This is a genomic window from Pseudomonas sp. P108 (genome assembly GCF_032613195.1).
Lineage (GTDB): Bacteria > Pseudomonadota > Gammaproteobacteria > Pseudomonadales > Pseudomonadaceae > Aquipseudomonas.
The window spans coordinates 4,368,656-4,382,014 of the sequence record NZ_CP126691.1; the positions used below are offsets into that span (position 1 = coordinate 4,368,656).

Consider the following 13,359-nt stretch of genomic DNA (forward strand, 5'->3'; position numbering starts at 1 on the left):
GGCCCCTTCTTTATTCCAGCAGACTGGACGCTTACGCGTCCGGCGCTGCCTTGGCCGTCGGCTCACTGTTTTCGTAGATATACAGTGGCTTGGACTTGCCTTCGATCACGCTTTCATCGATCACGACTTTGCTCACCTCGGACTGCGAGGGGATTTCATACATCGTATCGAGCAGTACACCTTCGAGAATCGAACGCAGGCCACGGGCACCGGTTTTACGCTCCAGGGCACGCTTGGCGACCGATTTCAGCGCGTCTGTGCGGAACTCCAGATCCACGCCTTCCATCTCGAACAGCTTGGCATACTGTTTGGTCAAAGCATTTTTCGGCTCGGTGAGGATCTGCATCAACGCAGCCTCGTCGAGTTCGTCCAGCGTGGCGAGGACCGGCAGACGACCGACGAATTCCGGGATCAGACCGAACTTGACCAGATCGTCAGGCTCGACTTCACGCAGGGATTCACCGACTTTCTTGCCTTCTTCCTTGCTGCGCACTTCTGCGTTGAAGCCGATGCCGCCCTTGGTGGAACGGTTTTGAATAACCTTTTCCAGACCGGAGAACGCACCACCACAGATGAACAGGATGTTACGGGTGTCGACCTGCAGGAATTCCTGCTGCGGATGCTTGCGGCCACCTTGCGGCGGTACGGAAGCGACCGTGCCTTCGATCAACTTGAGCAAGGCCTGCTGCACGCCTTCACCGGAAACGTCCCGGGTGATCGACGGGTTGTCGGACTTGCGGGAAATCTTGTCGATTTCATCGATGTAGACAATACCCATCTGGGCCTTTTCTACGTCGTAATCGCACTTCTGCAGCAGCTTCTGAATGATGTTCTCGACATCTTCACCTACATAACCCGCCTCGGTGAGGGTGGTTGCGTCGGCGATGGTGAACGGAACGTTCAGCAAGCGGGCCAGTGTTTCGGCCAGCAGGGTTTTACCGGAGCCTGTCGGGCCGATCAGCAGGATGTTGCTCTTGCCGAGTTCGACGTCGTCAGCCTTTTTGTCACGCTGGTTCAGGCGCTTGTAGTGGTTGTACACCGCTACGGCCAAAACCTTTTTCGCACGCTCCTGACCAATGACGTACTGGTCAAGGATGCCGCTGATTTCTTTAGGCGAAGGCAATTTATGCGCGCTGCTTTCGGCCTGGGCTTCCTGCACCTCCTCACGGATGATGTCATTGCACAGGTCGACGCACTCGTCGCAGATAAAGACCGAGGGGCCGGCAATCAATTTGCGCACTTCATGCTGGCTTTTGCCACAGAAGGAGCAATAGAGCAGCTTGCCGTTGTCCTCGCCGTTGCGGGTGTCAGTCATTCGTTCGATCCAAATCCGATAGGCTTGCAACACAAGATGAAGGCTATTGCGGGCTTTTTCAAGCCCGCCGCTGATCAGACAAGCCGACCAAGCCTATTTTGAGCTGCTTATTTTAAGCTGGGCGCTGGTTGATCACTTCGTCGATCAGGCCATATTCCTTCGCAGCTTCTGCACTCATGAAGTTGTCGCGATTGGTATCGCGCTCGATTTCTTCCAGAGTACGCCCGCTGTGCTTGGCCATCAGCGTGTTCAGACGCTCGCGAATGAAGAGGATTTCCTTGGCGTGGATTTCGATGTCCGACGCCTGGCCCTGGAAACCGCCCAGTGGCTGGTGAATCATCACGCGCGAGTTCGGCAGGCAGAAACGCTTGCCCGGGGCACCTGCAGTCAGCAGGAACGCGCCCATGCTGCAAGCCTGACCGATGCAGGTGGTCGATACGTTCGGCTTGATGAACTGCATGGTGTCGTAGATCGACATGCCCGCTGTCACCGAACCGCCCGGAGAGTTGATGTAGAGATGGATGTCCTTGTCCGGGTTTTCCGCTTCAAGGAACAGCAGTTGCGCGCAGATCAGGTTGGCCATGTAGTCCTCTACCGGACCAACCAGAAAGATCACTCGCTCCTTGAGCAGGCGCGAATAGATGTCATAGGCGCGTTCGCCACGAGCAGATTGCTCGACAACCATCGGGACCAGGCCGCCGGCGGCCTGGATATCAGAGTTCTGCTGAATATAAGAATTACGGAACATGCTCTGCAGTCGCTCCCAAATAGTTATGTCTTGAATACGCATAAGCCAGCTCGAGAGCTGGCTTATGGTGTGTACTTCTTAACGCGGAATCAATCAGTCGGCTTTTGGAGCTTCTACCGGCTTGACTGCTTCTTCGTAAGAGACCGCTTTGTCGGTCACACTAGCTTTCTGCAGAACAGTATCCACAACTTGTTCTTCCAGCACAACCGAACGCACTTCGTTCAGTTGCTGCTCGTTCTTGTAGTACCACGACACAACCTGCTCAGGCTCCTGGTAAGCCGAAGCCATTTCCTGAATCATTTCGCGAACGCGAGCTTCGTCAGGCTTCAGGTCGAACTGCTTGACCACTTCAGCAACGATCAGACCCAGCACGACGCGGCGCTTGGCTTGCTCTTCGAACAGCTCGGCCGGCAGCTGATCAGGCTTGATGTTGCCGCCGAACTGCTGAACAGCCTGCACGCGCAGACGGTCAACTTCGTTGGACAGCAGAGCCTTAGGCACTTCGATCGGGTTGGTGGCCAGCAGACCGTCCATTACCTGATTCTTGACCTTGGATTTGATCGCCTGACGCAGTTCACGCTCCATGTTCTTGCGAACTTCGGTGCGGAAACCGTCGATGCCGCTTTCCTTGATGCCGAATTGAGCGAAGAACTCTTCGTTCAGCTCTGGCAGCTTAGGCTCGGACACAGTGTTGACGGTCACGGTGAACTCGGCGGTTTTGCCAGCCAGGTCCAGGTTCTGATAGTCCTCAGGGAAGGTCAGGTTCAGAACGCGCTCTTCGCCGGCTTTGGCGCCAACCAGGCCTTCTTCGAAGCCCGGGATCATGCGGCCGGAACCCAGTACCAGCTGAGTGCCTTTGGCGGAGCCGCCAGCGAAGACTTCGCCGTCAACCTTGCCCACGAAATCGATGTTCAGCTGGTCTTCGTTCTGGGCAGCGCGATCGGCCACTTCAAAACGAGTGTTCTGCTTGCGCAGGATGTCGAGCATTTTGTCCAGGTCAGCGTCAGCCACGTCAGCGCTCAGGCGCTCAACGGTGATGCCTTCGAAACCGGCAACGGTGAACTCAGGGAACACTTCGAATACAGCAACGTATTCCAGATCCTTGCCAGCTTCGAGCGACTTAGGCTCGATCGATGGCGAACCAGCAGGGTTCAGCTTCTGCTCAACCACAGCTTCGTAGAAGGAGGACTGGATCACGTCGCCTACAGCTTCCTGGCGAGCATCAGCACCGAAACGGCGCTTGATTTCGCTCATTGGCACTTTGCCTGGACGGAAGCCAGCAATCTTGGCCTTTTGGGCAGTCTGCTGCAGACGCTTGTTGACCTGAGTCTCGATGCGCTCAGCCGGCACGGTGACGCTCATGCGGCGCTCGAGAGCAGTAGTATTTTCAACAGAAACTTGCATGGATATTCCTCGTTGCACAGACGTTAGCCGGCCGTTTCCGACCCCAGAATCAAGGGCATGCATTCTAGTGGGTCAAACTCAAGAAGTCACCCTACTGAAAACGGGTAAAAAAACAGCAGGCATTTTATCGGGACCGCCACACTAGTGCAGCGCGCCCCACAGGCGAATACAACCAATCTCGCCAGGGCTCTGCGCCAACCGCTTCTATATATAGAAGAGACTGCCAATCACTCCCTGACGGCCGTTCTTGCAAGCAAGCCCGGCGAGCAGCGCTGCATCATCGAGCAACATAAATACGACGAAGCGCCCTGCCCTTGCGCCTGGAAACCGACAATCGCCGGTTTTCAGAACCGCTAAAACAAAAAAGGCGCCAGACTGTTAAATCTGGCGCCTTTCGAAATATGGGGTGGACGATGGGGATCGAACCCACGACAACGGGAGTCACAATCCCGTGCTCTACCAACTGAGCTACGCCCACCATATTGCGTAACAAAAAAGCCAAACAACTTCTTTGTTGAAACCTCACCAGCCCGAAGACATGAATGAAGCTTTAATTGGTGCGGATGAAGAGACTCGAACTCTTACGCCTCGCGGCGCTGGAACCTAAATCCAGTGTGTCTACCAATTCCACCACATCCGCAGGTGAAGCTTTAAAGCAAAGGCGCCAGACTGTTACATCTGGCGCCTTTCGAAATATGGGGTGGACGATGGGGATCGAACCCACGACAACGGGAGTCACAATCCCGTGCTCTACCAACTGAGCTACGCCCACCATATCGCGTTACTTGTGCCAAAGCTGCCTAATGGCGCACCCGGCAGGACTCGAACCTGCGACCATCCGCTTAGAAGGCGGATGCTCTATCCAGCTGAGCTACGGGCGCCTTATTAATCTGTACTCTTAAAGGACTACAAACTAAGTGCTTTCCAGTGTCGCAGAACCTTGATTCCGCTTCACCTTCTTAACCAGTGCTAGGCTGTGCCCGACAAGTGCGACGAATAGTATAGAGCGCTCCGAAGGTCGTCAAATCCTTTTTGAAAAAAATTCATTTAATTAAAGGAGTTAGAGGAATTTGCTGACCAAGCGCCTTTGCCCTCACCGCTCGACATGCGAGAATGCGTTCTCATTTTTTCCCCTCTCGATGGTTAATCACGCGCAATGACTGCACAACTAATCGACGGCAAATCGATCGCCGCCAGCCTGCGCCAGCAGATCGCCCAACGAGTTGCCGAGCGTCGCCAGCAAGGCCTGCGCACTCCCGGCCTCGCGGTGATCCTGGTCGGCAGCGATCCTGCCTCTCAGGTTTATGTCTCGCACAAGCGTAAAGACTGTGAAGAGGTTGGCTTCCTCTCTCAAGCCTACGACCTGCCCTCCGACACCACGCAAGACGCTCTGACCGATCTGATCGATCGCCTCAATGACGACCCTGCAATCGACGGCATCCTGCTTCAGTTGCCGCTGCCCGAGCACCTGGACGCCTCCAAACTGCTGGAGCGTATCCGCCCGGACAAAGACGTCGACGGCTTCCATCCTTATAACGTCGGCCGCTTGGCCCAGCGCATTCCGCTGCTGCGTCCATGCACACCTAAAGGCATCATGACGCTGCTGGAAAGCACCGGTGCTGATCTTTATGGCATGGACGCAGTGGTTGTCGGCGCTTCCAACATCGTCGGCCGCCCGATGGCGATGGAATTGCTGCTGGCCGGCTGCACCGTGACCGTGACTCACCGCTTCACCAAGGATCTGGCCGGCCACGTCGGTCGTGCCGATCTGGTGGTAGTGGCCGCCGGCAAGCCGGGCCTGGTCAAAGGCGAGTGGATCAAGGAAGGCGCGATCGTGATCGACGTCGGCATCAACCGTCAGGACGACGGCAAACTGGTCGGTGACGTTGTTTACGAAACCGCCCTGCCCCGCGCTGGCTGGATCACTCCGGTGCCGGGCGGCGTCGGTCCGATGACCCGTGCCTGCCTGCTGGAAAACACCCTTTATGCGGCGGAAACCCTGCACGCCTGATCGGTACTTTCAGCAATAAGAAAAACCCGCCTTGCGCGGGTTTTTTCATGCCTGAGAAAAAACTGTAACCGTTCGCCGGAAACCCCTCTTTTTACAGGCCTTTTCACGAGATTTTCAGGTCACTCAAACAACCATCGACAGATCTTCAGCCATACTCCTAGAATGCGACGCTTTGAAGAAATAACCCGTTACAAACTAACGGAATATCCAACCTTTGTGAGTTCGCCCGCGTGAAAATTCGTCTCTCGATTCTGAGCCTGTTTTTTGCAGTTTCAGGCACTTTCATCACGCCAACGATCAACGCTGCGGAAACCACCGCTGCCCCACGTGACGCTTCGACCCTGAAGATCGCCTCCGGCAGCGCACTGCTCATGGATATGCAGACCAATAAAGTCATCTACTCCAGCAACCCTGACGTGATCGTGCCGATCGCCTCTGTCAGCAAGTTGATGACCGGACTGGTTGTGGTTGAAGCCCGGCAGAACATGGACGAATGGATCAATGTCGATATCAGCAACACACCGGAAATGAGGGGTGTATTCTCCCGAGTCAAACTCAAGAGTGAACTGCCGCGTCGCGAGATGTTGCTGATCGCCTTGATGTCTTCGGAGAACCGCGCGGCTGCCAGCCTTGCGCACCACTATCCGGGCGGTTACGCCGCCTTTATCGCGGCGATGAATGCCAAGGCCAAGGCACTGGGCATGACCAGTACGCACTTCGTCGAGCCGACAGGCCTGTCGGAGCGTAACGTTTCCACCGCCCGCGACCTGAGCAAGCTGCTGGTGGCCGCGCATAAGTACCCGCTACTCAGCGAACTCAGCACTACCAAGGAAAAGACCGTGTCGTTCCGCAAACCCAATTACACCCTGGGTTTCCGCAATACCGATCACTTGGTCAATAAAGCCGACTGGGACATCAAGATCACCAAAACCGGCTTCACCAACCCCGCCGGTCATTGCCTGGTGCTGGTGACGAAAATGGGCAATCGCCCGGTCGCGTTGGTAATTCTCGACGCGTTCGGCAAGTACACCCACTTTGCCGATGCCAGCCGCATCCGCAGCTGGGTGGAAACCGGCCGAAGCGCCAACGTTCCTGCGGTGGCTCAACAATACAAGGCCGAGAAGAACCTCAAGTCGCGCCAGAGCGGCGTGGTTGAAGCCTCCAAGTAACCCGCCACCCAAGAAAAAGCCCCGAATCATCGGGGCTTTTTTTCACCTGTAAATCAGTCATTGGGCAGCGGCATCTTGTCGTCATCGGGAATGCCATCGCCTGCACTCGGATCCCGTGCAGGCTCGGGTGTCAGCACATTAGGCCGAGCCATCGGGTCACGCATCGGGCTGTCCGGGTCCAGCACCGGATCAATCTCTGGCTCCGGCGTCGTAGGTACGCTGTCCGGTTTTTGGTCATCGAAGCTTGAATCGGTACTCATACGCACCTCACATCAAGGTTTCAGATTGGCTAACGGGTCATAAGGTTTGGCCGGTTTCTTGTCGTCCTCACCAGGCTTCACGTCTTTCGGCGCTTTGGCTGGGCCCACCGGGTCGACTTGCGGATCGTCAACATCCGGCGAATCCGGGTCAAAGCCCAGATCATGACCCGAAGAATGTTCGGTCGAATGCGGCCCTTTCGGGGATGGGGAATCTGCCATGTTCGCCTCCTGATTCACCCGCAAACAACGGGCTCTATAGATAGGAGGCGTGCCGGGCGCCGTGGTGCCCGGCAGATGACGAACGGGAACTCAGTGCGCCGTCAGGGCCTTGCGCGCCTGCGCGGCTTCATTTTCCTGACCAGCCTGAGCCAGCTCGTCGGCCGCTTTGAGCCAGCGCTGACGGTCGACGGCGGCCGGGATCTGCGACGGTTTTTGAATCAGGATCGCCCAGCCACCGGACTTTTCCAGCGCCGACTCAAAGGAGCTGAAACTCATCAGCTCGCGGCGGTTCATGCCAGCGCGCAGCAGGACCTTCTGTTTATTGCGATCGTAGCCGGACAGGATCGCGTAACGCGGCTCGGCCCAGAATGCCGAGCCCTCGCTGAAGCGCACCATCACCGGATAACCCGCCGCCACTTGCGTCAACAGCGCAGGAAGATTGCTGTCCAGGGGATAAACCACCATGCCGTAGTCGCGGGCAAGGTTCTGGATATTCTGCTGCAGTTTGTCTTCGGCGCCCGGCAGGTGCAGTGGTTTTTCCAGCAAGCCCGGGGTGATCACGATGCCTTGCTGCGACAGGAGACTGGCCAGCACTTGCGGCCCGCTCTGATTGGCTTCGCCGCGATAGAACGTACCGCTCAGTTCAACTCGCTCCGGCAGACGCTTGACCTCGGGCGCCACACTGCCTGCACATCCGGCCAACACCGCCGCGCAACCGGCCACCAGCAGCGCCGCACGAATTCGAGAAAATACCTGCACCATCGTCACTCTCTGTTCAGACGCCGGTCATCGTGTTCCGGCAACGCCTGCGATCATAGGGCCGCGCCAGGCTGCGGTATAGCCTTAAGCGGCAGACACTTCGATTGCATAGAGCAAACTGATTGGTCACCACCGACCTTTGGTCAATAGCCTGAAACACCCCATTGTCTAGACTGTCATTGAAACAGAGCGAATTGAAAAAAGTGTGCGCCCGATGCAGGGCGAAGAGGAGGCACTGATGAGCCTGACCATGACTATTGTGATGTTGATTGCCGGCTGGCTGGCCGTGGCTGCCGCCATGTTGTGGGGGGTGCTACGGATTTCGCGGCGCCATCATCACCATCCGGTTCAGCCTGCTGCGGCTGAGAAAGCCGAGGAACACCGCGTGAGGCATGCTACTGCGCACTGAGGTTCAACATCAAAAGCGAAAAGCCCCTCACCCTAGCCCTCTCCCCGAGGGAGAGGGGACTGACCGAGTCGCTATTGAGAAGTACATCGACCTGAGATATCGAGCCGAACTCAGGTTTAAAAACCACGCAGATCGGCTCCCTCTCCCTCGGGAGAGGGCTGGGGTGAGGGGCTGGTTCTATTCGACACGGCAAATCTCGAATCAAAAAAAACCGCCTGATCCCTAAGAGTTCAGGCGGTTTTTGTACTTTCAGCAGTTACACCTGCTCAGCCAACTTCTTCTGCCTAGCCCTGCGAGACATCATGTTCAGCACTTCAATCGAAGCCGAGAATGCCATCGCTGCATACACATAACCTTTCGGTACATGGGCGCCAAAGCCTTCGGCGATCAGGGTCATACCGATCATGATCAGGAAGCCCAGAGCCAGCATCACCACCGTCGGGTTGTCGTTGATGAACTTGGCCAGCGGTTCAGCGGCAAACAGCATCACCAGCACCGACACCACCACCGCGATGATCATGATCGGCAAGTGTTCGGTCATGCCGACCGCAGTAATGATGCTGTCGATCGAGAACACCATGTCTAGCATCAGGATCTGGCCAATAGCGGCAGCGAACCCCAGGGTAACCGTCGAGGTCGCCGACTTCGGATCTTCCGGTGCCGGGTCCATGCTGTGATGGATCTCGGTCGTGGCTTTCCAGACCAGGAACAAACCACCGGCGATCAGGATCATGTCTTTCCAGGAGAAGGCCTGGCCAAGAATCTCGATCACCGGCGCGGTCAACTGCACGATGAAGGCGATGGTGCTCAACAACGCCAGACGCAGGATCAACGCCATGCCGATACCGATGCGGCGCGCCTTCTGCTGGTACTGCTTGGGCAATTTGTTGGTCAGGATCGAGATAAAGATCAGGTTATCGATGCCGAGCACGATTTCCATCACCACCAATGTGGCCAAAGCAACCCAAGCGGTGGGGCTGGCGGCGAGCTGTAACAGATATTCCATGGGTCAGTCCTGACTCTGTGTAAGACGAATTAGATGGTCTTGGAGGAAGATTCGGAGTTTTCCGCGTCTTTTTCCGGTGTTTCTTTCTTCTCGATCAACCCGCCGGTGGCATCACTCAGGGCTTGTTCGGCGGCCTTGTGCGTGTCGTCGATCGCTTGCTTGGCGCTTTCGGCGGCTTTGCCCATCAATTGCTGGGCGCTTTTCTCGGCCTGGTCACAACCGGCCAGAAGCAGTAAAGACGTAAACATCAATGCTGGGATTGTGTATTTCATAAAGTTTCCTTCGAATGAACAGACAGGCTCACAGACCGGCCGTCGATGGCTGGGCATTCTAGGGAGACAAACACTTCAGGAAAATTCGTATTTTTAGCGGCTATACTTCGATTTTCACGAACTGTAGACCGTCATGCTCAACTACCGACAACTGCATTACTTCTGGGTCGTGGCCAAGACCGGCAGCATCGTGCGCGCCTGCGAGCAACTGAACCTGACACCACAGACCATCAGCGGGCAGATTTCCCTGCTCGAACAGACTTATGGCATCGAGTTATTCAGACGCGTAGGCCGGCAACTGGAGTTGACCGAAGCCGGGCGACAAGCCCTGCCCTACGCCGAGCAGATGTTCCAGCTCGGCGGCGAACTGGAACTGATGCTGCGCGCCCAGCCCAACGAACAGCAGATTCTGTTCCGCGTTGGCGTGGCAGATGTGGTGCCGAAATCCATCGTCTACCGCCTGATTGCGCCGACCATGGAGCTGAACGAGCCGCTGCGCATCACCTGCCGCGAAGACAAACTCGAACGCTTGCTGGCCGATCTGGCCATTCAGCGTCTGGACCTGGTGATTTCCGACAGCCCGATGCCCTCGCACCTCGATATCAAGGGCTACAGCCAGAAGCTCGGCGAGTGCGGGATCAGTTTCTTCGCCACCCCGGAACTGGCAGCCAGATACGGTCAGGACTTTCCGCGCAGCCTGCATGGCGCGCCGCTGTTGATTCCCGGACCGGAAACCGTGGTGCGCAGCCGCTTGCAGCGCTGGTTTGCCGAGCAGCAGATCCAGCCGCAAATCGTCGGCGAGTTTGATGACAGTGCCTTGATGCAGGCGTTCGGCCAATCCGGCAGCGGGATTTTTATCGGCCCGAGCGTGATTGCCGATGAAGTGAAGCGCCAGTACGGCGTCGAGCTGATTGGCCAGACCGACGCGGTGACCGAGTCGTTCTATGCCATTTCGGTGGAGCGCAAGGTCAAGCACCCCGGCATCGTTGCGATTACCGAAGGTGCCCGACGCGAGCTGTTTACTGCGTTATGAGGCCTCGGCGCACATTTCGCGCGGCTTGAGCGTCATCAACACCATGGCGAGGAACACCGACAGCAGAATGAAGCCGGCGGCGGCAAAGCCGAGGAAGCCCAGACCCGCACTGTCGATGACCCGGCCACCGACAATGGCGCCCAGACCGATCCCCAGATTGGCCCCGGCGATGTTCAGCGAAGCAGCAAAGGCCGGCGCTTCCGGCGCGGCTTTCATCAGGCGCACATGGCTGACCAGGAACAACGCGGCCTGGGTGATACCCCAGATCCCCATCGCCACCGCCAGCCCCAGCGGCGAATGAATGTTCGGCACCAGCGAGACCATGCCGGCAATCATGAACGCACAGAACAACACCGATGCCCCCAACGGATGGCGGTCGACCGCACGACCACCCAGCGAGTTGCCGATCAACCCGACCGCGCCGAAGGCCATCAGGCACCAACCGACCACGGTGCCGTTGAAGCCGGCGAGGCGCTCAAGAATGTCGGCCAGATACGTGTAAGCAGTAAACATGCCGCTGAACACCAGAATCGACAGCAGGATATGGCCGATCATCAACGGGCTGCGCAGGATCTTGAACTGCGAGCGGAAGCTGACCTGATGCTGGTGCAGGCTGGTTTTCGGCAAGTAGACAAACAGCAACAAAGCCTTGGCAAAGGCGATCACCGCCAGAATGCCGAAGGCACTGCGCCAGCCGAAGGCGTCAGAAATCAGCGTGCCGACCGGGATGCCGAACACCGTGGCACAGACAATGCCGAAACCGATTTTGGCGATCGCACGACCGGCGAAATCCGGGCCGACGATGTCCACTGCCGTCTCACTGGCCAAGGCCCAAAACACCGGCAGACCGAGCGCCGGAATCAATCGGGCAATCGCCATTACCCAGATATTCGGTGCCAGTGCGGCCACGGTATTGGCCAGGCCAAACATGATCAGGATGCTGATAAACAGTTTGCGCCGCTCGAAGCGGGCGAAATATGCGGTCAGGAAAGGCCCGAACATCGCCACGGTAAAAGCGAACAGCGTCACCAGCAGCCCGGCCTGCGGGATGGTGACTGCGAGGTCTCGGGCAATCGCCGGCAACAGGCCGACGATGACGAATTCCGTGGTCAGCACCGTGAACCCGGCGGCGGACAACAGAAGAATGGGCAACAGCATGCGCAACTCCAGCAAAACGACGACACCAGCGTTGACCCGGAGGCCCGCTGGCAGAGTTTGAAAATAAGGATGCGCAATCTTAACAGAGTGTGTCCGGGCTGACTTGCACAAACCTGTCGACTTTGTTGCCTGATCCGGTGGCAGATCGTCACAGGCCTGAAGGATAAGGCCCACGCTGTGATAAAGTCCGCGCCCTGAAAAACGTACAGCTTATTCAACGACCGGTTTATTGGCGTTGATCTCGCGTCAGCCCTTTCGGTGCGTGACGGTGGTCTGCCCCCGATGTCCACCGCCCTCACGCCACCTTGCACCCTATAAAAAATCAGAGATGCCGTTATGACTGCTTCGTCCCCTTCTCTATTGCAGCGCCTGAAGAACCTGAGCCTGGTCGCCCAGATCCTGATCGGCCTGATTGCCGGTATCGCTCTGGCGATGTTCGCCCCGCAAGTGGCAAAAGACACCGCGTTCATCGGAAAAGTGTTCGTGTCGGCGTTGAAAGCCGTCGCGCCGATTCTGGTGTTCGTGCTGGTAATGGCCTCTATTGCCAACCACAAGCACGGCCAGGAAACCCACATCCGCCCGATTCTGTTCCTCTATCTACTGGGTACCTTCGCCGCAGCAGTGGTCGCTGTCATCGCCAGCATGGCATTCCCGTCGCACCTGGTGCTGTCCACCGAGAACGTTGCGGTCACTGCGCCCGGCGGCATTGGTGAAGTGTTGCAAAGTCTGTTGCTGAGCGTGGTCGACAATCCGGTGAAGGCGCTGATCGAAGCCAACTTCATCGGCATTCTGGCCTGGGCGATCGGCATGGGCGTCGCGATTCGCCATGCCGGCGACACCACTCGCGAAGTGCTGGGCGATCTGTCCAACGGCGTGACCTTGATCGTGCGTGTGGTGATTCGCTTTGCACCGCTGGGCATTTTCGGTCTGGTCGCTTCGACACTGGCCACCTCCGGTTTCGGCGCTCTGATCGGTTATGCGCACCTGCTGGCCGTGCTGCTCGGTTGCATGCTGTTCGTGGCGCTGGTGATGAACCCGCTGATCGTGTTCTGGAAGCTGCGTCGCAACCCGTACCCGCTGACCCTCAAATGCCTGCGTGAAAGTGGCATCACCGCGTTCTTCACCCGCAGCTCGGCGGCGAACATTCCGGTGAATCTGGAATTGAGCAAGCGCCTTGGCCTGCATGAAGACACCTACTCGGTGTCGATTCCGCTGGGCGCGACCATCAACATGGCCGGCGCGGCGATCACGATTACCGTACTGACCCTGGCGGCCGTGCATACATTGGGTATTGCCGTGGATATTCCTACGGCGATTTTGCTCAGCGTTGTCGCCGCCATTTGCGCCTGTGGCGCGTCGGGTGTGGCGGGTGGATCGCTGTTGCTGATTCCGTTGGCGTGCAGCTTGTTCGGGATTCCGAGCGAGATTGCCATGCAGGTGGTGGCGGTCGGTTTCATTATTGGCGTGTTGCAGGATTCGGCAGAGACCGCGCTGAACTCGTCGACTGATGTGCTGTTTACCGCTGCGGCTTGCCTGGGTGAAGAAGCGAAAGCCCAACGCACGGCTTGATATTCGCTGTAATCAAAAGCCCGCCAT

The 13,359-nt window shown here is 57.3% G+C and carries 14 protein-coding genes and 4 tRNA genes; 5 read left to right on the forward strand and 13 right to left on the reverse strand.

The features are described 5' to 3' along the window. Window positions 1-31: 31 nt before the first annotated feature. From clpX to QOM10_RS19145, 7 genes are all read right to left on the reverse strand, one after another. Window positions 32-1,315: an ATP-dependent Clp protease ATP-binding subunit ClpX gene (gene clpX / locus QOM10_RS19115; RefSeq protein ID WP_003223632.1), complete on the reverse strand. Its 1,284-nt coding sequence runs from the start codon at window positions 1,313-1,315 to the stop codon at window positions 32-34. Between the two features lie 112 nt (window positions 1,316-1,427). Continuing rightward, window positions 1,428-2,063, reverse strand: a complete 636-nt coding sequence (gene clpP, locus QOM10_RS19120; RefSeq protein ID WP_007951559.1) for an ATP-dependent Clp endopeptidase proteolytic subunit ClpP — start codon at window positions 2,061-2,063, stop codon at window positions 1,428-1,430. Window positions 2,064-2,156: 93 nt separating this feature from the next. Beyond that, on the reverse strand, window positions 2,157-3,467 hold the full coding sequence (tig, locus tag QOM10_RS19125; RefSeq protein WP_127929013.1) for a trigger factor: 1,311 nt from the start codon (window positions 3,465-3,467) through the stop codon (window positions 2,157-2,159). Between the two features lie 402 nt (window positions 3,468-3,869). Next, window positions 3,870-3,945 (reverse strand) — tRNA-His (locus tag QOM10_RS19130). Window positions 3,946-4,022: 77 nt separating this feature from the next. Continuing rightward, window positions 4,023-4,107 (reverse strand) — tRNA-Leu (locus QOM10_RS19135). Window positions 4,108-4,163: 56 nt separating this feature from the next. After that, window positions 4,164-4,239 (reverse strand) — tRNA-His (locus QOM10_RS19140). A gap of 32 nt (window positions 4,240-4,271) precedes the next feature. Further along, a tRNA-Arg gene (locus tag QOM10_RS19145) sits at window positions 4,272-4,348 on the reverse strand. A 275-nt stretch (window positions 4,349-4,623) separates the two neighbouring features. On the opposite strand from QOM10_RS19145, the gene folD reads away from it, so the two are divergent. Both folD and pbpG read left to right on the forward strand, forming a co-directional pair. Further along, window positions 4,624-5,478: a bifunctional methylenetetrahydrofolate dehydrogenase/methenyltetrahydrofolate cyclohydrolase FolD gene (gene folD, locus QOM10_RS19150; RefSeq protein WP_038362797.1), complete on the forward strand. Its 855-nt coding sequence runs from the start codon at window positions 4,624-4,626 to the stop codon at window positions 5,476-5,478. A 230-nt stretch (window positions 5,479-5,708) separates the two neighbouring features. Then, a complete protein-coding gene (gene pbpG / locus QOM10_RS19155; RefSeq protein ID WP_127929014.1) occupies window positions 5,709-6,647 on the forward strand; it encodes a D-alanyl-D-alanine endopeptidase in 939 nt (312 codons plus the stop codon). 53 nt (window positions 6,648-6,700) lie between these two features. Here the strand turns inward: pbpG and QOM10_RS19160 are convergent, their stop codons facing one another. From QOM10_RS19160 to QOM10_RS19170, 3 genes are all read right to left on the reverse strand, one after another. Beyond that, entirely contained in the window at window positions 6,701-6,907 is a 207-nt protein-coding gene (locus QOM10_RS19160) for a hypothetical protein (RefSeq protein WP_127929015.1), read from the reverse strand. A gap of 12 nt (window positions 6,908-6,919) precedes the next feature. Further along, window positions 6,920-7,126 carry a DUF6021 family protein gene (locus QOM10_RS19165; protein ID WP_127929016.1) on the reverse strand — a complete coding sequence of 69 codons (207 nt, stop codon included), beginning with the start codon at window positions 7,124-7,126 and terminating at the stop codon, window positions 6,920-6,922. 90 nt (window positions 7,127-7,216) lie between these two features. Beyond that, window positions 7,217-7,888, reverse strand: coding sequence for a peptidase C39 family protein (locus QOM10_RS19170; protein WP_316916759.1), 672 nt, complete (start codon window positions 7,886-7,888; stop codon window positions 7,217-7,219). A 235-nt stretch (window positions 7,889-8,123) separates the two neighbouring features. Between QOM10_RS19170 and QOM10_RS19175 the strand changes: the two genes are divergently transcribed. After that, a complete protein-coding gene (locus tag QOM10_RS19175) occupies window positions 8,124-8,294 on the forward strand; it encodes a hypothetical protein (RefSeq protein WP_191629857.1) in 171 nt (56 codons plus the stop codon). Window positions 8,295-8,550: 256 nt separating this feature from the next. Here QOM10_RS19175 and QOM10_RS19180 read toward each other — a convergent pair whose 3' ends face one another. Together QOM10_RS19180 and QOM10_RS19185 are read right to left on the reverse strand one after the other, a co-directional pair. Further along, entirely contained in the window at window positions 8,551-9,300 is a 750-nt protein-coding gene (locus QOM10_RS19180; RefSeq protein ID WP_150751142.1) for a TerC family protein, read from the reverse strand. A gap of 29 nt (window positions 9,301-9,329) precedes the next feature. Beyond that, window positions 9,330-9,572, reverse strand: coding sequence for a hypothetical protein (locus QOM10_RS19185; RefSeq protein WP_034154673.1), 243 nt, complete (start codon window positions 9,570-9,572; stop codon window positions 9,330-9,332). Window positions 9,573-9,705: 133 nt separating this feature from the next. Between QOM10_RS19185 and nhaR the strand changes: the two genes are divergently transcribed. Beyond that, a complete protein-coding gene (gene nhaR, locus QOM10_RS19190) occupies window positions 9,706-10,605 on the forward strand; it encodes a transcriptional activator NhaR (RefSeq protein WP_127929019.1) in 900 nt (299 codons plus the stop codon). Here the strand turns inward: nhaR and QOM10_RS19195 are convergent. After that, complete coding sequence (locus QOM10_RS19195) at window positions 10,600-11,763, reverse strand: MFS transporter (protein WP_127929020.1); 1,164 nt, start codon at window positions 11,761-11,763, stop codon at window positions 10,600-10,602. The genes nhaR and QOM10_RS19195 overlap by 6 nt on opposite strands. 336 nt (window positions 11,764-12,099) lie before the next feature. On the opposite strand from QOM10_RS19195, the gene sstT reads away from it, so the two are divergent. After that, window positions 12,100-13,332 carry a serine/threonine transporter SstT gene (sstT, locus tag QOM10_RS19200; RefSeq protein ID WP_150776392.1) on the forward strand — a complete coding sequence of 411 codons (1,233 nt, stop codon included), beginning with the start codon at window positions 12,100-12,102 and terminating at the stop codon, window positions 13,330-13,332. The last annotated feature ends 27 nt before the right edge of the window (window positions 13,333-13,359 follow it).

Bases quoted from the DNA above. Each gene is read 5' to 3' on its own strand.
- nhaR (WP_127929019.1), top strand. From the start codon at position 9,706: ATGCTCAACTACCGACAACTGCATTACTTCTGGGTCGTGGCCAAGACC.
- clpX (WP_003223632.1), bottom strand. From the start codon at position 1,315: ATGACTGACACCCGCAACGGCGAGGACAACGGCAAGCTGCTCTATTGC.
- QOM10_RS19185 (WP_034154673.1), bottom strand. From the start codon at position 9,572: ATGAAATACACAATCCCAGCATTGATGTTTACGTCTTTACTGCTTCTG.
- QOM10_RS19160 (WP_127929015.1), bottom strand. From the start codon at position 6,907: ATGAGTACCGATTCAAGCTTCGATGACCAAAAACCGGACAGCGTACCT.
- sstT (WP_150776392.1), top strand. From the start codon at position 12,100: ATGACTGCTTCGTCCCCTTCTCTATTGCAGCGCCTGAAGAACCTGAGC.
- QOM10_RS19180 (WP_150751142.1), bottom strand. From the start codon at position 9,300: ATGGAATATCTGTTACAGCTCGCCGCCAGCCCCACCGCTTGGGTTGCT.
- QOM10_RS19175 (WP_191629857.1), top strand. From the start codon at position 8,124: ATGAGCCTGACCATGACTATTGTGATGTTGATTGCCGGCTGGCTGGCC.
- QOM10_RS19170 (WP_316916759.1), bottom strand. From the start codon at position 7,888: ATGGTGCAGGTATTTTCTCGAATTCGTGCGGCGCTGCTGGTGGCCGGT.
- QOM10_RS19165 (WP_127929016.1), bottom strand. From the start codon at position 7,126: ATGGCAGATTCCCCATCCCCGAAAGGGCCGCATTCGACCGAACATTCT.
- tig (WP_127929013.1), bottom strand. From the start codon at position 3,467: ATGCAAGTTTCTGTTGAAAATACTACTGCTCTCGAGCGCCGCATGAGC.
- QOM10_RS19195 (WP_127929020.1), bottom strand. From the start codon at position 11,763: ATGCTGTTGCCCATTCTTCTGTTGTCCGCCGCCGGGTTCACGGTGCTG.
- clpP (WP_007951559.1), bottom strand. From the start codon at position 2,063: ATGTTCCGTAATTCTTATATTCAGCAGAACTCTGATATCCAGGCCGCC.
- folD (WP_038362797.1), top strand. From the start codon at position 4,624: ATGACTGCACAACTAATCGACGGCAAATCGATCGCCGCCAGCCTGCGC.